Source organism: Paenibacillus sp. DP01, from assembly GCF_044784315.1.
GTDB lineage: Bacteria > Bacillota > Bacilli > Paenibacillales > Paenibacillaceae > Paenibacillus > Paenibacillus polymyxa.
In genome coordinates, this window is the sequence record NZ_CP173059.1 from 2,007,930 (window position 1) to 2,027,619 (window position 19,690).

The window sequence follows — 19,690 nt, forward strand, 5'->3', positions numbered from 1 at the left end:
TTTATTGTATTGCTCGGAAATGGTGAATTTCACAGCTTGTTTTATATGAATCTATGAATTGATATCTATGCACAGGTCATATGACTTTACGGGTGACGACGTCGCTGCATATATTACAATAACCGCCCCGAGAGGAGGAGCAGGTATGAATATTAATCCGAGTATGTTTAGTATGATTTGTGCCACCGCAGGAGCCATTATTACGTTTGCCTTTGGCGGCTGGAATCAGCTTATGGTGCTATTCACGGTTGCCATGGCTGTTGATTATGTAACTGGAGTCGCTGCTGCCGTGAAGACTGGACAAGGGTTAAGCAGTAAAGCTGGCTTTTGGGGGTTGGCGAGAAAGGCTTTAATGCTCATGGTGATTTCTTTGGCGCATCATATGGATCTTCTGATGGGTACGGAAATCATGAAGGGGGCGGCAACGTATTTTTATTTATCCAACGAATTGATCTCGATTACGGAAAACTGTTCACGAATGGGTCTGCCGCTGCCACCGAAGCTTAAGAATTTTTTTGCCCTACTAAAGGACAAGGAGTCTGATGGTAAAAATGGTGGAAAAGATCGCTAAGATTACAAAGTTTCTTTCCGTATGTGGGGCGTTATGATAAAATTTTCAAGAGAACATTTTTAAGATAAGGAGCCTATACGCATGATTAAACATATTGTTTTGTTCAAATTGAAAGACCGCTCCCCTGAAAGCATTGAACATACGGCATCTATTTTGCGCAGCATGACTGGCAAGATCAAGGAGCTGCTGTCACTTGAAGTAGGTACGGATGTGATTCGTTCGGAACGTTCTTATGATATTTCCCTTACCGCTGTGGTAGAAACACTGGAAGACTTGCAAACGTATCAGGTACACCCTGTTCATCAGGAAATTATTGTACACATGAATGAAGTGAAGGATGTATCTATCGCAGTTGATTATGAAATCTAAAGCGGTTACTGGAGGTGCAGAACTTTGTATTATGTCAACCGGGAACAAATTGAGCTTCGACTAGGGGCTGTTCCCGACATTGTCGACGGCCTTCGCCAGACATCCGCCGCCTGGAAAGGCGATCTGTTGCAGGGGCTAGTGCAGGAGCGGTGTCTTCATCTGGCCATTGAGACGGTAACGGACGTAGGGAGCTATATCATCGACGGTTTTATTATGCGTGACGCCAGTAGCTATGAGGACATTATCGGTATCATTCATGAGGAAGGTGTATTGGATGATACCGTATTTCATTCACTATTAGAGCTGGTAGCCTTGCGCAAACCCTTAGTACAGGAGTATTTTCATTGGGACCGGACAAGCCTTCACCCACTCACACCTAAGCTGCCTGGGTTGCTGGAGCTTTTTGTATCTAGCGTGCACGATTATTTAAATAAGGAATTGGGTCCTGAGGGAGTGTAAAGGCAAAAGTGACGGATAAGTATATCGTACCCGAAATGCCCACTAGGCGCATGATCTTGACACTATTGAAAACCCAGGGACCTGTGGGCGTCGGAAGCTTGGCAGCTCAATTGGGCATTACCGAAATGGGGGTGCGCAGGCATCTCAAATTAATGGAGCAGGATGGTCTGATTGTGGCTACGATCCTGAGACAGGCGATGGGACGTCCGACGTTTTTGTACAGCCTGAGCGATCAGGGAAGCGAGCAGTTTCCTCGTAATTATGATCATCTATTACTGGAACTGTTAGAGGAGCTGGATGAAGAGCAGGGAATGGAAGCTGTACACTCGTTATTTGATGGTAGAAAACGTAAAATGATGAAGCGCTACGCCCCTCACATCGAGAGTGAGTCTACACTAGCTTCACGTGTAGAAAAGCTTTCGGGCATCCAGAACGCTTCAGGTTATATGGCAGAGTGGCGTGAGGAAGAGGATGGAAGTTACTCTATTATGGAGTACAATTGTCCTATCTCTCAGATTGCCAATCGTTACCGTAAGGCTTGTGAGTGCGAACAGCAAATGTTTGAGGAGCTGCTTGATGCCGAGGTTGTCCGTGAGGATTGTTTGGCGGATGGAGGCCGTTGCTGCTTGTATCGTATCCGCTCCAAAAATAAGTAGAAATTTTTCTGGCTTGTTCTCTGTATCATGACAGGCTCTCCATGCTTATAATGCATTAACAGATGGGCATTCGCCCGGGCACAAGGGAGAGATGAATATGAAGGAGAACTACAAAAGCTTTATCCGTGGCGCGTTGGCAGGCAGCATTGCTGGTTCGGTTGCTGCGTTGTTATTTGCTCCTAAGTCAGGTCGCGAGCTGCGTCAGGATATTACAGACCAGGCACGTCACGTGAGTGACAAGGGGCAGGAGCTTGTAGGGAAAATATCAGACACCTCCATGGAGTATACTGACAAAATTAAGGAAACAGCCTCAGCCGTCATTCACGAAATAGGTCAATGGCGTAAAAAGAGTAATATTGTTCCAGAGGTTAGCATTTCATCCGTGCCTGATCAAGAGAATAAGGAAGAGGATGCTTTGTAACTGTCCGTATGTCGTAGGTGAAACAACTGGCTATAGCTTGAGTTTGTGGCTTCTCCCGTTGGGGTGAAGCCTTTTTGTTGATCGCTTCCTCGTTTTAGGGTAATCTTTGGGGGTACCTTTTACGCTAATACGACATAAGTTATGTAGCAACGGATAGATTTCTGAGATGAAACAACTCATATTTAAACAAAAAAAGGAAGCGGTGTGTACGTGCAGCAAGCGATTGCAATATTGGATTCCGGTGTAGGAGGTTTGACGGTTGTTAAAGAAGTCATGCGTCAGCTTCCGCGGGAAAAAATCATTTATTTTGGAGACACTGCGCGCACCCCGTACGGTCCCCGGCCATCGGAAGAGGTTAAAAAATTTACAGAGCAAATGGTTGATTTTCTGATTCAGTTTAATCCGAAAGTCATTATTATTGCTTGTAACACAGCAACGGCTGCGGCATTAGAGTATATAAGCCAAAAGGTATCCATTCCGGTGATCGGAGTTATCCACCCTGGGGCTCGTGCTGCGATCAGTGCGACCGCTACCGGGTATGTCGGGGTGATTGGAACTGTCGGTACGATTCGAAGCGGAGCATATACAGCTGCGCTCAAGCAGTTGTCTCCCTATGTAGACGTGGTGAGCCACGCTTGCCCTGCGCTTGTGCCTTTGGTGGAACAAGGGTTGTTCCGCTCCAAAACGACATCGCAGGTTGTGGAGGAATCATTGAGACCTATTCAAACGTATCCGATTGATTGTCTGATTCTTGGTTGTACGCATTATCCTTTTTTGAAGGAAACGATTCAGGAAGTCATGGGTCCTGCGGTGAAGCTCATTAGCTCGGCAGATGAAACAGCGCGCGAGACAAGTACCATTTTGTATAACAAGGGCAAATTGGAGGCCGGGGACGAAACGCCAGTGCATCAGCTTTTTTGTTCCGGCGATCCAGAGTTGTTCCAGCGCATTGCCGCACAGTGGCTTGGGGAGCAGATTCGGCAAACGCCTGTTGTCTGGCAAGTCACTCATCTGGATTAACGAGACAACCAACTTTTTTGTCATTGGACAAAAGAAGTTGGTTGTTTTGCTTTTCGCTACATCAAGACACGCAGCGTCTGCATAACATGCAGTAAGGCAGATGGAAGGGGCGTAGTAAGATGAGGGAATATATCGTTCAAAAAGGAGATACATTGCACCGGGTCGCCTCGGCTTTTAAACTATCGGCGGATACTTTGATCGCAGATAATCCGTGGGCCGCCACGCAACCCTATCTGATTTGTGGTCAATTGCTATATATTCGTCCGTCTACGGATCGTAAATACGTTATTCAGTCTGGGGAGAATGCAAGACAGATTGCCAAACAGTTCGGTGTAGAGCTTGATGAGCTGCGGCTCGCTAATTCGGGACTTGCGGAGCATAACTTCGTGGAAGGAAAGATAATTATCATTCCTGAAGACCATCGGGATCAGATTGTACGGTTACGTGGAGAGTATAGCTATGAAGATTTAATGGAAGACCTGAAGGCATTGGTCCACAGATTTCCGTTTATTGAAGTTGGCAGCATTGGCACCAGTGTCATGGGGAAGGATATCCCTTATATACGGATTGGGCAGGGTACGAGGAAAATTCATGCCAACGCTTCTGTACATGCTAACGAATGGTTGACGACACCTTGTTTGCTGCGTTTTATAGAACAATATGCACGAGGGATTGATGGGGCTGAAGGACGGGATGCTGAGCAACTTCACGATGAATGGGGGAAACCGACAGGAAATCCATGGGTGTATGGAGGCTCTCCGCAGGATTTAATGGAGCATACATCCTTATGGGTGGTACCAATGGTCAATCCAGATGGAGTGGAGCTGGTGCAACAGGGTGTACTCCCAACTCATCCGCTGTATCATGAACTCAGAAAATGGAATGAAGGACGTGCTGATTTTCGTGGCTGGAAGGCCAATATTCGCGGTGTTGACCTCAACGATCAGTTTCCGGCGTATTGGGAGGAGGAGGTGCGCAGACGCGGTAAAACAGGTCCGTCTCGACGAGACTATGCAGGACCTGCACCTTTGTCTGAGCCAGAGTCCAAGGCCCTTGCCGATCTAACGGAGCGCGAACAGTTCGACATGGTATTGTCCATACACAGCCAGGGACAGGAAATCTATTGGAATTATCGGGATCTAGAGCCTAAGGAGAGCCGAGATTGGGCATTGCAGCTGGCTGCCGCAACAGGGTATCGGGCGGTAAAGCTGGGGGGAAGCGATGCAGGGTATAAGGATTGGTTTATACAACGGTTTGGTAAACCGGGATTTACCGTTGAAGTTGGTCTGGGCGTAAATCCGCTGCCTATGCGTGATTATGAGGATATTGCAGCAGAAGTTGGCATGTTAATGGCGACGGTGCTGTCATGGTAACAGATCGGACCTGCTGAAACGTATTGCATCATTTGCGCGTATTAGGAGGAGCACGTTTTTTACACGTGTTCCTCTTTACTTGTCCCTTCCATAGGGTATATATACTTAGGAGCATTGGAAATGGAGTGAACAACCTATGAAGTGGAAAAAACTACTATCTCTCCGTCAGTGGTCACATGTATTTCGTCGTATTCCCCGATTGATTACCTCTTCGAGGATTCCTTTGGGTGAAAAATTACTTTTTGCGGTGCCTGTATTGCTCTATTGGATACTGCCTGATGTCATGCCTTTTATGCCCATCGATGACATTGGTGTGACGTTATTGCTTATGAATTGGTTCGTCACCCGTGCTGAACGAAAATATCCTAATGTGATTGAAAAACAGCACGTACGTGTTCGATAGATGTAAACTTATGATTTTCATGATTGCGATTTTTTGCGATTTTCTTTACAATAGGAATATTGCCTTGTGCTATGCTGCACAACTTCTTTTCATCAAGGAGAGGGGCTATTTATTAGAATTGTTGATTTTAACCGCTAGGTTGTGTGGTGTGGATATGTATCCATTGAACCACATTTCATTTAATGAATATGAAGGAGATGAAGTTTAATGAACTGCAAAATTACTCGTAATGCAGCTAAAGTATTGAAGCTTGAATTGGATAAAGAAGAGAACCAAGGGAAGAGTCTGCGCGTTGTTATTACTCATGCTCATGGAGATCATGCTCATTACGGGCTAGATTTGGACACGCCTAAGGAAACAGATACTGTTGTATCTACAGATAAAGGCATTGATGTAATTTTGGAAAGCGGTCAGCCGTTGCTGGATGGTGTGAAAATTGATTACTTGTACTTCCCCGAAGAAGGATTTGTTATTACTAACCCTTCCCAAGGTAATCACGGCGACCACTAAGCCGGAGTTCGGAGGGATGACAGATGGCCAATGATATTCGCGTATGTGATGAGTGCAATCATATCCGCTTAAAAACGATCTTGCCTAAGTTGAAAAAGATGGCACCCGATGCCGAGATCAAGATCGGTTGCAAATCGTATTGCGGTCCTTGTGGAAAACGGGCGTTTGTGTATGTAAATGGACGTTATGTGAGTGCGGCCACAGAGGATGAAGTATTAGAGAAGGCTGCACGCTTTATAAAATAGTTAGAGTGCGCAGCGTTTTATCTTTTGAATAGTTCCCCTCCTTCTGATCCATGCTAATGGATGTAGACCATGCCCAGAAGGAGGAGTGAATCATGGCCCAATATGATTCCAATCTCGACAATCACAGTGTCGAGGCTCAAACACAAAACTCGGTGGACAAGCTCCATAATGCCGTGTCTCAGGCATTGTCACATCCGGCTGAGCAACTGATTGAGCAGGCGGAGCAATCTCGCACTCATGCAGAGCATGCTATACAGCAGGCAAAGGATAGCCTTGGTGACGATGCAGTAGAAGTTGCTGAGGAAATGCTTGGTGAAGAGGTACAACGTCTTGATCAGGCTAAAAAGACGCTGCGTTCCTGAATAATTTTAATGGTAACGAGCGTAGTCCAATGACTGTCAATACAAAAATCCCGATCCACAGCCCTAACAAGCTGATGGATCGGGATTTTTGTTATTTCTTGGCTTCAGTCTCCCATTCGCGAATAAGATCATATGTGATGACCTGATCGGATATGTTCAATCGATTGAGAGCCTCAGTATAGCCCGGCCCGCAGGCATTCACATCTGTAGGTTGACCTGTACTCAGATTGTAACAGGTTCCCTTGGAGAATGTACCATCCTCAGATGGAATGTAATACACTCGTCCATCCGTGAAAGCACCAGTACGCAGCACAACCATACGAGGCTTTCCGCTAAACAAATCATTACCCATAAAATGATATGGTTTTGTAGAAATCCCAAGTAGATGCATTACAGAAGGCGTTAGATCTAGCTGTCCTGCCGGTTCTGTATACGTGCCCGCCTGACTTCCGTCAGGAAGATGCACAAGTAATGGCACCTGATTCATGATTTTCTGCATGTCCAGATCTGTAAGTGGCTTGCCTAAAAACTTTTCATATAGTGCTTTGTCTTTAATGGAATTGTCGTGATCCCCGTAGAACATCAGGATCGTATTATCCCACAATCCGTCTTTCGTCATCTGATCTACCAATTCACCCAAAGCCTCATCCACATAATGGACGGATTTCAGATAGTCTCCGAACATCGTACCTTCAAATTCACCAACATCCAAATCTACAGCGTCAGGTGACAGGTTGTACGGATGATGGCTGGAAATACCGACCATATAGGCGTAGAACGGCTGCTTCACTTCGGTTGTGAGATCGTTGAGCGTTTGTCTAAAAAAGGATTTGTCTCCCAGGGACCAGCCGAGGGGCTCATCTATTTTAAAATCCTTTTTACTGTAGAACTTGTCATAGTTCATCGCCTTATACATTGTGTAACGGTTCCAGAAGCTGCTGTCGTACACGTGAAACGCATTAGGACTATAACCTGTATCCTTCAAGATGGAAGGCAACGTATCGAATTTATGGTCCGCATAACGGATAAATACAGAACCCGTAGGGAGCGGATGCAGCGAAGCGTGGGTAGAGAAGTCTGCGTCCGATGTACGACCCTGTGCAGTTTGATGGAAATAATTATTGAAATACATACTTTCTTTCGTCAGTTTGTCAAAGTTAGGCGTAATTGCTTGACCGTTGATCTGTTTGCCGATAAAAAAGTTCATGAACGCTTCAGCTTGGATGACCATCACATTTTTGCCCTTATACTTGCCGTAGAGGTCATTTTTTACCTGAAGTAATTTCTGGTGTTGATTGAACCATTCTTTATCTTTATCGGATTCCACCTGAGCCAATGTAGGCTGTGGCCCAAGATGGTCCTGACCGTAGCGGTAGATATCATATCCATGAAATCCGATCAATCCGGTTACGTTGTACAAGGCCATTGACCACCAGTTGCCGACAAATATGCCGGTTGCCCAAGTAGAGGTATATATTTTGATCGGTCCAAATGTCAAAACATAGCCAATCAGGAAAGCCAATGCCCCCTTGGAGAAGCGAAACAGAAATTTTTTTGTGAAAGAGCTTCGTGATGCTTCCAAGTAATGATCATTCGTTGTAAACCGACGCCGTAACGAAGCCACGAATATGACATACGGAATGAATAAAATCCAGTCTGCAAAAAAGAAAATATCCCACCAGTACATAAGGGATGCGATGCTTCCACCCAGAGAATCAACTTGTCCAGCTTGAAGCAAAACGGGAATCGTAATGAAATCCTGGAAATACCGATAATAAACCATGTCGGAATAAATGAGCGCGGTGAGCAATATATCGAGCACCACAAGAGCAATCAAACGTCCGCGACGTGGCAGCCACAAGGTCCAGAAGCTTACAAGCAACAGCGACCCAATAGCAATGACATAATCCAGCGGATTCATGTCGATATTTTGGGCATGCAGGTTATAGTGAATCAGTACAAGCTTGCCAATCATAAGTACAAAAAACAGAACTAAACCGAAATATTGAGACAGCAGCAGTCTGCTGAACATGTTACCAGTGCGTCTTGCACTGGTCGTGCGAATAACCAACACTTTACCCCCTCCGGCAGAAATGTTCGGCTAGTATAAACTACACATTAACGTAATGTTAAAACCGAAATGCCTTTAATTATTATAGCGCTCATCCTGCGCATTTCAATGATTAAGTAAAGAAACACGGCACAAATGAGGCCAGGACAACGAACAAAGGGTTCGTTTCCTGGCCTATATCTCGAACATTTAGGACTGCAACGGCGAAGTATCTTTGCGGCGCGGAGGCAGAGGGCCCAGATACTGATAGTATTGGCATTCAATTCGGCCGTTAAACAGCTTACGGCGCTTGTCGGCTTTGCGGCCCCAATAATGCTCAAATTGCTTGGTGGAGCTGATGGCAAAGAAGGACCAAGTCTTCATTTCGGCTGCCGTGCGTGCGAGTGTACGAATCAGCTTTTCCACCTCGGCTTGCTCGCTCAGTCTTTCGCCGTAAGGTGGATTTGTAATCATTACACCATACTGGCCCTCAAGCCTAACCTTGCTGGCAGGCAGCACCTTTAGTGGGATGTCTTTAGCAAAGCCTGCTGCTTTTACAGCTGCTTCAGCAACTTGTATAGCGCTAGGATCGATATCGCTACCTGCAATCTCAAAAGGAATGTCATCACGAGTCAGATCCATCGCCTCGTCGCGAGCCTGATTCCATAATTCTCTACCAATAACAGGCCAGTCTTCCGAGTTAAAGGTACGTCTCAGGCCTGGAGCAATGTTCCAGGCTTGCATAGCAGCTTCGACCAATAAAGTACCGGAACCGCAGCATGGGTCATAGAAGGGGCGATCCGGGCTCCAGCGACTAAGCTGAATAAGAGCGGAAGCCATTGTTTCCTTGAGAGGCGCCTCTGTAACAAGCTTGCGGTAGCCTCGTTTGTGCAGTCCTGGACCAGTTGTGTCCAGCGTTATCAGTGCACGGTCATTCAATAGAATAACCTCAATGACGTAACGAGGACCATCTTCAGCAAACCAGTCTGTATGGTAGGTTTCCTTGAGTTTCTCTACGATCGCCTTCTTGACGATTCCTTGACTGGCTGGTACGCTACTAAGCTGTGATTTGTGTGAACGTCCCTCTACGGGAAATTCACCATCTACAGGAATCCAATCCTGCCAAGGCAATGCCTTAGTACCCTCGAACAGCTCGTCGAAGGTAGTTGCAGCAAATTCGCCCATTTTAATAAGAACGCGGTCAGATGTGCGAAGCCACAGGTTGCATCGGCATATATCCTTATAATCTCCGGAAAAAACGACGCGGCCATTCTCGACGGTCAGATCCATGTACCCCAGTTCTCTGAGTTCTCGGGCCACAACGGCTTCCAGTCCCATCGGCGCAGTTGCAATTAGTTGCAGTTGAGTCATTAAACGTATTCACTCCGTCTCATAATCATGTAAGCTTGGTTCAATCCCTATAGTATAGGTCATTGTACTCGAAGAGACAAATCGTTAAGGCAAATAATTTACGAAGGACACCGCGTCCAACCTGCGTTATGATAAAGCAAGAAGGAGAGATGAAACGTGGAAATCACACCTAATATGACACCTGAACAATATGTAGACCAGCTGGTACAGGAAGATGAAGCGCTGCGCAACATTAGGGAGGCTATTGTTAAGGAAGGGATGCCGGAGGTATCGGTTGCTCATCCTTATGGAAAGCTGTTGACCTTTCTCATTGAAGTCTCAGGCGCACAGCAGGTACTGGAGATCGGAGCATTAGGAGGATACAGTGGATTATGCCTAGCCCGTGGGCTGGGAGAGAAAGGTCGCATCGTGTCTCTGGAGCTAAAAGAGGCGTATGCAGCGCTGGCTCATCAACATCTGAAAAACAATGGCTACGGTGATCGTGTCGAGTATCGTATTGGACCCGCAGTGGACAGCCTGAAGAAGCTTCAGGAAGAAGGAAAGACTTTTGATTTTTTCTTCATTGATGCGGATAAGGAAAATTACCCAGTGTATCTAGAGTATGCGATTGCACTGGCCAATCCAGGCGCTATAATTGCCGGAGATAACTGTTTTCTTCGGGGACGGACACTGAACACAGACAAGAACGGACCTGCCGTGCAGGCCGTGAGACGTTTTAACGAAACGATAGCGACGGACCCACGGCTAGTCAGTACGCTTTTGCCAGCTTATGATGGATTGGCATTGGCACGAGTGAAGTAACGGGAGTCCCTAAGTGAAGCTATACCAAAAGAACCTCCTTATCCACAGTAACGTGGAGCGGAGGTTCTTGTCTGTTAAGGCAGGCTGTCCTACCTGAAGGTTGTCTTACCTGAAATGAGGCGTAGCCTTACGATCAAAAAGCTTCATACGTACCCAGATGATATTGACGATCAGCAGCACACCAGACATAATGAACAGTCCTTCGATGCCGATAAATCCGGAAAGCACTCCGCCAATGACCGCACCCAGCATATTCCCGAGCGCCAGCGAACTGGTATTGAATCCGAAAGAGCGGCTTTCCATTCCTTCAGGTGTATAGGTGCGAATCAGCGCATTTACGCTTGGTAGCAGACCGCCCATAAACACACCCATGAAAAAACGGATAATGACAAGCTGCCATACTTCATTGACAAAAGCTTGCGGAATGAGCATAACTGCCGTTCCAAGCAGTGCGATTGTCAAGATCTTGTGTGCTCCTATTTTGTCACTTAATCGTCCAAGGAGCGGTGCGGCTACCATATTGGATACGCCTGTAATAGCGGTAACGAATCCGGCAACTAGTGCAATTCCTTCTGCCGAGCCATATAGCTTTTGCACATACAAAGGTAGCAGAGAAACGGTACTGATCATAGCAAACTGGAGTAAGAACGTTACGGTGAACAAAGCCGGAAGCTGGGGCGTATGGCTTAGCTCCTTTAATCCGGCAAGAACCGAAATTTGTGGAATTCGTGCGGCTTCCGCTTTGCTGAAATTTTCTTTAACCAAAAACATTGCCATTAGAGAGGCTAGGAAAATAAGAGCTCCTGTAATGTAAAAGATCGGTCTGAATCCCACCCAGTCAGCCAAAAATCCACCTAGCAAAGGGCCGAGAATCGTGCCAGCCATTTGACCGGATTGCATAATTCCCATAGCAAATCCGGTTCGCTCTTTGGGAGTGGTACCCGACACTAGGGAAATAGAAGCCGGGTTGAAACCCGAAATTGTACCGTTTAGCAGGCGAAGCGCCAGCAGTTGCCATGGGTGGGTGACCAAACCCATACACCCGATGACCAGAGCCATACCAAAGCCTGAGCGAAGCAGCATGACTTTACGTCCATATCGGTCGGCCAGCTTGCCCCATAATGGCTGAAATATAAACGAGGTCAAAAAGTTAGCTGCAAAAATAACTCCTGCCCACAGTCCTATATCGTGCTCGCCCTTCACATGGAGGTCTTGAGCCAAATACAGGGCAAGGAACGGAGTAATCATTGTAATTCCCGCATTGACCAGAAACTGACCGAACCAAAGCACAATGAGATTGATTTTCCACGTCTCCCACGTTTTCAATGTGCTTTCACTTCCTTTCTGCCATTCTCATCCTGTTGTAAAGGTACTTATTCATGTATAACTTACCCGGAGCTTTAAAAAAGCCATTTCTCTAGTATAGCACACTTCATTGAAACTTTATCCAAATGTCATGGGTTTGTCATGGTTTGTTTGAGAGCGGCGGTTGTTACGACTCTTGAAAAAGGGCATAATAAAATATAGTATTTATGATTCGAACTGGAGGCTGAAGTCATGACCTACAATGATACTTTTATCCGCGCTTGCCGCAAGCAAGCTGTGGATCATATTCCCGTATGGTACATGCGGCAGGCCGGAAGGTATGACCCTGAGTATCGCAAAATTAAGGAAAAATATACGCTGCTTGAAATTTGTCGCCAGCCCGAGTTGGCCGCAGAAGTGACGTTGATGCCCGTCCGCAAGCTTGGGGTGGACGCTGCAATTTTATATTCTGATATTATGAATCCGGTAGCCTCGCTAGGGGTTGATTTTGATATTGTCAAAAATATTGGCCCGGTTATTGATAATCCGATCCGGTCAGCTGCAGACGTAGACAACTTGCGTCCGATTGATGTAGAACGCGATTTGGGTCATATTTTGGAAACCATCCGTATTTTAGACCGTGAGTTGAACGTGCCATTGATCACGTTTGCTGGAGCGCCTTTTACTATTGCAAGCTATTTAATAGAAGGAAGACCGTCCAAGGGATATATTCGCACCAAAGCGATGATGTATGGAGAGCCTGAACTGTGGCATCGTTTGATGGATAAGCTAGGGGATATGGTTATTACATACGTGCGGGCCCATATCGCTAACGGCGGTAAGGCTTTTCAATTGTTTGATAGCTGGGTAGGTGCACTCTCGCCTTATGATTTTCAAACTTTTGTGTTGCCGACCATTGTACGTATTTTCCATGAGTTATCTGATCTGAATGTGCCTAAAATTTATTTTCCAGGCGTAAGCTCCGGTGAATTGCTTCCGCATTTGAGCGGGGTAAAAGCCGATGTGATTGGACTGGACTGGCGGGTAAGTATACCTGAAGGCCGTCGCCGCTTGGGTAACAATTTTGGAGTACAGGGGAATTTGGACCCTTATGTACTTACTGCGCCGATGAATGTGATCAAGCAGTATGCAAAAACCATTGTAGATGAAGGCATTCTGGAGCCGGGCTACATTTTTAATCTTGGTCACGGCTTATTTCCTGAAGCCTCGCTAGATAAGCTAAGAGAGCTTACCGATTATGTACATGAGTATTCTCGCTCTGTTTTGTCAAAGAACTAAATACAACTAGAAAAGATAAGAGGGATCTGCCAATGAAAACCAAAGTGGGTGTACTGGTCATGTCCTACGGGACGCCGGAGAGTCTGGACCAGGTTGAAGCGTATTATACACATATTCGCCGTGGTCATGCTCCCTCACCGGAGCAGTTAAAAGAATTAAAAGATCGCTACGAAGCCATTGTGGGCGGCGTGTTTCCGTTGCGTCAGAACACAGATCGACAGGTTCACAACCTGCAGGAAACCTTAAATCAGGAAAATCGCAACCCGGACATAGAATTTGTCTGTTATCAGGGGCTCAAACACGCCAAGCCGTTTATTGAGGACGGTGTCGAAGCGATGGTGCAAGATGGCATTCGTACGGCGGTGGGTGTCGTGCTGGCTCCGCATTATTCCGTTATGAGTGTAGGCTCTTACATCAAGCGTGCACAGGCTAAGGCACAGGAACTGGATCTGGCCATATCGTTTGTGGAGAGCTATTATCTTCATCCAAAGCTAATCAAGACGCTGACTGAGCGTGTGAATGCGAAACTGGCGCTTTTTGAAGAAGCGGGAGCCAAGCGGGACGAAGTTCGTGTTCTGTTCAGTGCGCACAGCTTGCCTGAGCGGATTTTGGCTATGGGTGATCCTTATGCGGAGCAATTAATGGCTACTTCGCAGGCTGTCGCGGATAAGGCGGGAATTACCAACTGGCAGTTTACGTGGCAAAGTGCCGGCCGTACAGCAGAACCATGGCTGGGACCAGATATTTTGGATACCATGCACAGTCTGAAGGAAGAGCAAGTGGAGTATGTGCTGGCTGCGCCAGTCGGCTTTGTTTCTGATCACTTAGAGGTGTTATACGACCTGGATATTGAAGCACAGGCTTTGGCAAAGGAACTGGATATGCGTTTTCAGCGTATTGATTCACTCAACAGTGACCCACTGTATATGGAGACGCTTAGTGATGTCATCATAGACCAATGGAAAAAGGGATGAGGACATAATGGAGCAAAAGGTACGTAATATTGTAATTGTAGGCGGAGGCTTGACCGGGCTTAGCACTGCTTTTTATACACGGAAAATGTACAAAGAAGCTGGCTACACACCTCGAATTACGCTGGTGGAGAAAGCTTCCGTGCTGGGCGGAAAAATTGAAACATTGCATAAAGATGGTTTTGTCATTGAAAAGGGGCCAGATTCCTTTTTGGCCCGGAAAACGGCTATGATAGATCTGGCAAAAGAGTTGGAGCTGGATCATGAGCTTGTAAGCACGAACCCTGAGGCTAAAAAGACATATATTTTGCATGAAGGTCGGCTTCATCCGATGCCTCCTGGGCTGGTGCTGGGCATTCCAACAGAGCTGAAACCCTTTTTACGCAGCGGCTTGATCTCTTTAGGTGGAAAAATGCGGGCTATGATGGATTTTGTCATTCCGCCTCGTCGTGAACCGGGAGATGAGGCGCTGGGTGATTTTATTGAACGCCGACTGGGCAAAGAAGTGCTGGAGAATGTAACCGAGCCACTGCTGGCGGGAATCTATGCTGCCAACATGAAGACGCTAAGTCTGCAGGCTACTTTTCCACAGTTTGCTGAGGTGGAGCAGCAATATGGAAGCCTCATTCACGGAATGATGACAGGTCGAAAACCTGCTGAAACGCATACAGGTACCAAGAAAAGCGCTTTTTTGACCTTCCGTCAAGGCTTGCAAAGTTTGGTGCATGCATTGCTGAATGATTTGTATGACTGTGATTTACGCACCGGAATTGCTGTTACCGAATTCACAAAGACGACTGAAAATGAAGGAAGTTCCTATCGCGTTATGTTGGACAATGGAGAGACGCTGGAGGCAGACGATATTTTTGTAACGACTCCTAACTTCGCTGCTGCGCCGCTACTGCGAGATCATGTAAATGTGACTGCACTGGAAGCTGTAAAATATGTATCCGTAGCGAACGTAGTCATGGCCTTTGATAAAACAGATATTGAAAACGTCTTTGACGGCTCCGGTTTCCTGGTTCCTCGCAAGGAAGGACGTAGCGTGACTGCATGTACGTGGACGTCCGCCAAATGGCTACATACCAGCCCGGACGATAAGGTACTGTTGCGTTGTTATGTAGGGCGAGCAGGTGCTGAAGAAACAGTAGAATTACCGGATAATGAGCTGATTGCGGTGGTACGCAAGGATTTGAAAGAGATGATGGGAGTTACAGCAACTCCGCTATTCACAGAAATTACGCGTCTTCGTCATTCCATGCCGCAATATCCGGTGGGGCACCCACAGGCTATAGCTGATCTGCGGGAAGAGCTGCGCAGTGCGATGCCAGGGGTGTACGTTTTAGGCGCTGGCTATGATGCGATCGGTTTGCCGGACTGTATCCGTCAGGCCAAGGAATGGGCTTCCCATGCTGTTCAAGCGGCACAGCAGGAAGCCGTTAAGGTACAGGTATAAATGTTCGATTATGAACCCTTCGCGATCCAGGCGAGGGGTTCTATTTATATAGAAATTTGATATATAATGGAGAAGGTGTAAAATTCGCCAGCTAATAAGGAATTTATGCATATGTAGTAGCATAGAAGGAGTGAAGAATGTACCCTCCCAGGTCACAGAGAAATGAAGGTCGAAAGAAAGCAAGAAAACCAAAAATAGGCAAGGCTTGGATCATTACGAATCTAGTCTTGCTGCTAATGATCGTAGGTCTTTCCGGTTATTATTACATATTTGAACGCGATAGTAGTGATTCTCTTGCGGAAAACGCCCAGTATTCGCAAACTGAAAAGAACATCCAAACGGGGGCTGCTAATGATGATGAGTACCCTACTCCCTCAGGAAGTGAAGAAGTTAATGAAACGAAGGAATCAACCGTTCCAGACACAAGCAGTTCTCCCGTGACAACGCCCGACACCAATGCCTCCGAAGGCAGCTCTTCAGGAGCAAAATCATCTTCGGAGAAAGACAGGCAAGCACAGGAGAATTCGCCAAAGAAGGATGCAAACAACGATGATGGCAATTCTCCAGCCGTTACACTTCACTTCATAGGGGATGTGCAGTTCTCTGGTAAAGTTGAGCAGAGGTTGGAGCAGAATGGGTTTGATTTTCCATACCAATATCTCGGGAGCTTGTTCCATAAAGACGATCTAACGATTGCCAATCTGGAAACACCGGTGACCACTAATGGCGTTGGAGCGTTAAATAAAACGTATGTGTATAAATCTTCGCCCAAGGCGCTAACTGCAATGGCAGCGGCAGGGATCGATGCTGTAAATTTGGCCAACAATCATATTTTGGATCAGGGGACAAGCGGATTACTGGATACACTGAACTATTTGGATGAAAAGGGTATAGCCCATGCTGGAGCTGGACGCAATGCCAAAGAAGCGTATGCGCCGCATTATTTTGAACGTAACGGGATTAAAATTGCGTTGTTGGGGGCTACACGTGTCATGCCTGAAGCCAACTGGAATGCAGGTGCCCAGCAGCCCGGTGTAGCGGGGGCTTATGATTCGACCGCTATCGTAAAGTCCATTCGTGAGGCACGAAATCAGGCTGATTTGGTGATTGTGGTTGCCCATTGGGGCAAGGAGCGAGCCACTGCACTTGAGCCCCATCAAACTGAGTTATCTCACGCTTTTATTGACGCTGGGGCTGATCTTGTCGTTGGCGGTCATCCTCATGTGCTACAAGGGATGGAGCAATATAAAGGCAAATGGATTGCATACAGCACAGGCAATTTTATTTTTTCTAAATCAACGGTGCCAGTCACCTGGGATACAGCGATATTTCAGGCCACCTGTACCCGGAACGGGGACTGTAAGATGAAGCTGACCCCTTACCGAGCGGACCTGGGTCAACCGATTCCATTGAAGGATGCGGAGGCCAGCAAAATTTTGCAAAAAGTAGCGGCACTGTCACCAAGCAATGTCTCGATAGGTGTGGATGGTACGGTAAGCGTTCAGTAGCAGTAAGAAAGAAATTGTTAATATGGACATGGACGGAACGATCGTATGAGCGACTCCTTTGTGAATGGAGGTCATAACGGGATGAATCATATGTGCGTGGCTCACCGCGGTTTCTCGGGGATTGCTCCCGAGAACACGATGGCAGCCTTTAAGCTTGCGCTGGAACAGCCTTTTGTGCACTGGATTGAACTGGATGTACAGCTGTCAAAGGACGGTGTTCCGGTGGTCTTTCATGATTTTACGCTGGAGCGAACGACGAACGGTACGGGACGAGTAAAGGATGCAGACTGGAAAGACTTACAACGACTCGATGCAGGTAGCTGGAAAAATGCACAATATCACGGGGAACCTATTCCGTCCCTCGCCCAAGTGCTTGATTTGTGCCAGGGACGTGTATCGCTCAATATTGAGCTCAAAACTGCTGGTGATATGTATCCGGGACTAGAGAAAGCCGTCCTTCGTGAAATTATAATGAGGGGGATGGAGGGTGAGGTGGTTTTAACCTCTTTTGAGCGTGCGGCCTTGCGCCGAGCAAAAGAACTGGCACCCGAAATCCGTACCGGACTGATTATCGATGCCCGTCCAGACGATTTGGCAAAGCAATTAGAAAATTTACAATGTTCTTTTTTGTCTATTGGCTATCCACGGTTAGATCGAAAGCTCTTGAAAGATTTGATCGGGCGGGGGATTACGGTCATGGCGTGGACGGTGGATGACCGGCGTATCATGCGGAGATTGTCCTCATTACATCCTGAATTGATGATTTGCACCAACTGGCCGGATCGCTGGGAGCAGGTTTTTTTGCTTTCCAAGCCCCGGTTGTGGCACTATATACGTAAACTTATTCGTTAATCAATTGGACTACATACGCAGAAAGGGTGACGGATCGTAATGAATGTGGAAATTCGTAATGTTTATTGTGTCGGACGCAATTATAAGTTGCATGCGGAGGAACTGGGGAATGATGTTCCCACAGAACCGATGATTTTCTTGAAACCATCTCATGCGGTTGTGCCATTGGATGGTGCTAAGCTGGAGCTTCCTCAGGGTAAGGGAGATATTCATTTTGAGACTGAACTGGTGGTGGCTGTAGGACGTAACTACGAACCAGGCATGACCGCAGATGCGTGTCTGAACGCTTTTGCGTTTGGCATTGATTTTACCCTGCGTGATGTACAAAGTACGCTCAAGAAAAAAGGTCATCCATGGACTGCTGCCAAAGGCTTTAAATCGTCTGCACCTGTGACACCGTTCTTGCCTTTAGAGAGCTTGGACATGCTGGAACAGCAGGATTTTTCCTTGCTCAAAAATGGACAAGAGGTGCAGCGTGGGCATATCAAGGACATGATCTTTTCCATCCAGAACATCGTTGAATATATAGCGACTCAATATGGACTGGGTGAGGGTGACATTATTTTTACGGGTACTCCGGCGGGTGTAGGTCCTACAGCGAGCGGGGACCGCTTTGAGCTTTATTGGGGGAGTGACCGTCAGGGAAGCTTCATCATCGGCTAAATCTACAGACGGCATTAATGAAGATGATTTAAAAAGCCTTGTGAAGGCCGTGTCCTGTGCGAAAGCATGGGGCACGGCTTTTATATAAGCGTATAGCATTGTACAATGATATACAGAACTAAAAGCGAAAAACAGAGATTCATCTCAAATGCGGGGGTATATCATGGACTGGATCATTGGGTTGCTTTCCGCTGCTGTAGTGGCGGGGGCTGCATTTTATAAAAAATCCTTAACCTTATCCGGCTTTGCTGCGGCTGTACTGATGGGAACTGTGTATTATGGGGCGGGCAACCTGTTTTGGTTCGGCACATTGCTCTTATTTTTTATCACGTCCACTCTATTGTCGAAGTTCAAAAAGGAGCGCAAGGCTGAGCTCGAAAAGTCATATGCCAAAACCGGTAACCGGGATGCAGGACAAGTGTGGGCCAATGGGGGATTAGGCATGCTGCTATGTCTAGGTCATGCGATATGGCCTCATGTTGCTTGGCAACTGGCATTTGTCGGTGTTATGGCTACAGTCACAGCTGATACGTGGGCAACGGAATTTGGAAGCCTGAGTCGTAAGCCGCCTCGTTCGGTGCTTACCGGGAAGGTGCTGGCACCCGGAACCTCGGGAGGAGTATCTGTATTGGGAACGGCTGCGGCCTTGGCCGGTGGCATACTGATCGGTATAGGCGCATGGGGCTTTGGATACGCCGTAGGTATGCCGGAATTGCCAATATGGCTGTGGGCACTGATCGGAGGGTTATCTGGCAGTGCTGGAGCCTTCGCTGATTCCTATCTTGGTGCTACAGTGCAGTTGATGCGTTTCTGCCCAGTTTGCAAACGGGAAGTAGAGGTAGACTCGCATTGTGGGCAAACGACAGTCTATCTACGAGGCTGGCATTGGATGAGCAATGATCGGGTGAATAGCATCAGCTCTATTTTTGGAGGATTGGTCGCTCTTGCAGGTATCTTCTTTATGCTATGAGCCAGGCTGGAGATCGTTCTAGAGAATAACTGCGTGCTTCAATCATTGTTTCAGG

The 19,690-nt window shown here is 46.9% G+C and carries 22 protein-coding genes; 19 read left to right on the plus strand and 3 right to left on the minus strand.

Annotation, left to right across the window (positions count from 1 at the left end; all coding sequences use genetic code 11):
* The first annotated feature begins 145 nt into the window (after positions 1 to 145).
* From ACH59B_RS09005 to ACH59B_RS09055, 11 genes are all read left to right on the plus strand, one after another.
* Positions 146 to 571 carry a holin family protein gene (locus ACH59B_RS09005; protein WP_016819695.1) on the plus strand — a complete coding sequence of 142 codons (426 nt, stop codon included), beginning with the start codon at positions 146 to 148 and terminating at the stop codon, positions 569 to 571.
* Positions 572 to 652: 81 nt separating this feature from the next.
* Positions 653 to 940 (plus strand): Dabb family protein, encoded by a 288-nt coding sequence (locus tag ACH59B_RS09010; protein ID WP_017425864.1) that lies wholly within the window; start codon positions 653 to 655, stop codon positions 938 to 940.
* Between the two features lie 24 nt (positions 941 to 964).
* On the plus strand, positions 965 to 1,399 hold the full coding sequence (locus ACH59B_RS09015) for a DUF86 domain-containing protein (protein WP_102997816.1): 435 nt from the start codon (positions 965 to 967) through the stop codon (positions 1,397 to 1,399).
* A gap of 8 nt (positions 1,400 to 1,407) precedes the next feature.
* Positions 1,408 to 2,055: a metalloregulator ArsR/SmtB family transcription factor gene (locus ACH59B_RS09020; protein WP_016819697.1), complete on the plus strand. Its 648-nt coding sequence runs from the start codon at positions 1,408 to 1,410 to the stop codon at positions 2,053 to 2,055.
* Between the two features lie 97 nt (positions 2,056 to 2,152).
* Positions 2,153 to 2,476 (plus strand): YtxH domain-containing protein, encoded by a 324-nt coding sequence (locus ACH59B_RS09025; protein ID WP_017425863.1) that lies wholly within the window; start codon positions 2,153 to 2,155, stop codon positions 2,474 to 2,476.
* Between the two features lie 210 nt (positions 2,477 to 2,686).
* Positions 2,687 to 3,496 carry a glutamate racemase gene (gene racE, locus ACH59B_RS09030; RefSeq protein ID WP_016819699.1) on the plus strand — a complete coding sequence of 270 codons (810 nt, stop codon included), beginning with the start codon at positions 2,687 to 2,689 and terminating at the stop codon, positions 3,494 to 3,496.
* A gap of 119 nt (positions 3,497 to 3,615) precedes the next feature.
* On the plus strand, positions 3,616 to 4,869 hold the full coding sequence (locus ACH59B_RS09035) for a M14 family metallopeptidase (protein ID WP_016819700.1): 1,254 nt from the start codon (positions 3,616 to 3,618) through the stop codon (positions 4,867 to 4,869).
* A gap of 136 nt (positions 4,870 to 5,005) precedes the next feature.
* Entirely contained in the window at positions 5,006 to 5,272 is a 267-nt protein-coding gene (locus ACH59B_RS09040; protein WP_016819701.1) for a hypothetical protein, read from the plus strand.
* A gap of 207 nt (positions 5,273 to 5,479) precedes the next feature.
* On the plus strand, positions 5,480 to 5,782 hold the full coding sequence (locus tag ACH59B_RS09045) for a heme biosynthesis protein HemY (RefSeq protein ID WP_013370462.1): 303 nt from the start codon (positions 5,480 to 5,482) through the stop codon (positions 5,780 to 5,782).
* 23 nt (positions 5,783 to 5,805) lie between these two features.
* On the plus strand, positions 5,806 to 6,027 hold the full coding sequence (locus ACH59B_RS09050; RefSeq protein WP_013370463.1) for a DUF1450 domain-containing protein: 222 nt from the start codon (positions 5,806 to 5,808) through the stop codon (positions 6,025 to 6,027).
* 92 nt (positions 6,028 to 6,119) lie between these two features.
* Positions 6,120 to 6,389: a hypothetical protein gene (locus tag ACH59B_RS09055; protein WP_013370464.1), complete on the plus strand. Its 270-nt coding sequence runs from the start codon at positions 6,120 to 6,122 to the stop codon at positions 6,387 to 6,389.
* Positions 6,390 to 6,480: 91 nt separating this feature from the next.
* Here ACH59B_RS09055 and ACH59B_RS09060 read toward each other — a convergent pair whose 3' ends face one another.
* Both ACH59B_RS09060 and ACH59B_RS09065 read right to left on the minus strand, forming a co-directional pair.
* The gene (locus ACH59B_RS09060; RefSeq protein ID WP_404303621.1) at positions 6,481 to 8,463 is read right to left on the minus strand and encodes an LTA synthase family protein; all 1,983 of its coding nucleotides are present in this window, start codon (positions 8,461 to 8,463) and stop codon (positions 6,481 to 6,483) included.
* 186 nt (positions 8,464 to 8,649) lie between these two features.
* Positions 8,650 to 9,810, minus strand: a complete 1,161-nt coding sequence (locus tag ACH59B_RS09065) for a class I SAM-dependent RNA methyltransferase (protein WP_017425858.1) — start codon at positions 9,808 to 9,810, stop codon at positions 8,650 to 8,652.
* A 156-nt stretch (positions 9,811 to 9,966) separates the two neighbouring features.
* On the opposite strand from ACH59B_RS09065, the gene ACH59B_RS09070 reads away from it, so the two are divergent.
* Positions 9,967 to 10,611: an O-methyltransferase gene (locus ACH59B_RS09070; RefSeq protein WP_017425857.1), complete on the plus strand. Its 645-nt coding sequence runs from the start codon at positions 9,967 to 9,969 to the stop codon at positions 10,609 to 10,611.
* 105 nt (positions 10,612 to 10,716) lie between these two features.
* On the opposite strand, the gene ACH59B_RS09075 is transcribed toward ACH59B_RS09070, so the two are convergent.
* Complete coding sequence (locus tag ACH59B_RS09075) at positions 10,717 to 11,937, minus strand: MFS transporter (protein ID WP_016819707.1); 1,221 nt, start codon at positions 11,935 to 11,937, stop codon at positions 10,717 to 10,719.
* Positions 11,938 to 12,168: 231 nt separating this feature from the next.
* Between ACH59B_RS09075 and hemE the strand changes: the two genes are divergently transcribed.
* The 7 genes from hemE to ACH59B_RS09110 all read left to right on the plus strand — a co-directional run bounded on the left by hemE (position 12,169) and on the right by ACH59B_RS09110 (position 19,635).
* The gene (gene hemE, locus ACH59B_RS09080) at positions 12,169 to 13,215 is read left to right on the plus strand and encodes a uroporphyrinogen decarboxylase (protein ID WP_025364552.1); all 1,047 of its coding nucleotides are present in this window, start codon (positions 12,169 to 12,171) and stop codon (positions 13,213 to 13,215) included.
* Between the two features lie 32 nt (positions 13,216 to 13,247).
* Positions 13,248 to 14,189 (plus strand): ferrochelatase, encoded by a 942-nt coding sequence (hemH, locus tag ACH59B_RS09085; RefSeq protein WP_045243907.1) that lies wholly within the window; start codon positions 13,248 to 13,250, stop codon positions 14,187 to 14,189.
* Positions 14,190 to 14,196: 7 nt separating this feature from the next.
* Entirely contained in the window at positions 14,197 to 15,642 is a 1,446-nt protein-coding gene (gene hemY, locus ACH59B_RS09090; RefSeq protein WP_039276996.1) for a protoporphyrinogen oxidase, read from the plus strand.
* Between the two features lie 137 nt (positions 15,643 to 15,779).
* Entirely contained in the window at positions 15,780 to 17,150 is a 1,371-nt protein-coding gene (locus tag ACH59B_RS09095; protein ID WP_090887384.1) for a CapA family protein, read from the plus strand.
* Between the two features lie 81 nt (positions 17,151 to 17,231).
* Positions 17,232 to 18,002, plus strand: a complete 771-nt coding sequence (locus tag ACH59B_RS09100; RefSeq protein ID WP_090887381.1) for a glycerophosphodiester phosphodiesterase family protein — start codon at positions 17,232 to 17,234, stop codon at positions 18,000 to 18,002.
* A 39-nt stretch (positions 18,003 to 18,041) separates the two neighbouring features.
* Positions 18,042 to 18,665, plus strand: coding sequence for a fumarylacetoacetate hydrolase family protein (locus ACH59B_RS09105; protein ID WP_090887378.1), 624 nt, complete (start codon positions 18,042 to 18,044; stop codon positions 18,663 to 18,665).
* A 163-nt stretch (positions 18,666 to 18,828) separates the two neighbouring features.
* Positions 18,829 to 19,635: a DUF92 domain-containing protein gene (locus tag ACH59B_RS09110; protein ID WP_090887375.1), complete on the plus strand. Its 807-nt coding sequence runs from the start codon at positions 18,829 to 18,831 to the stop codon at positions 19,633 to 19,635.
* The last annotated feature ends 55 nt before the right edge of the window (positions 19,636 to 19,690 follow it).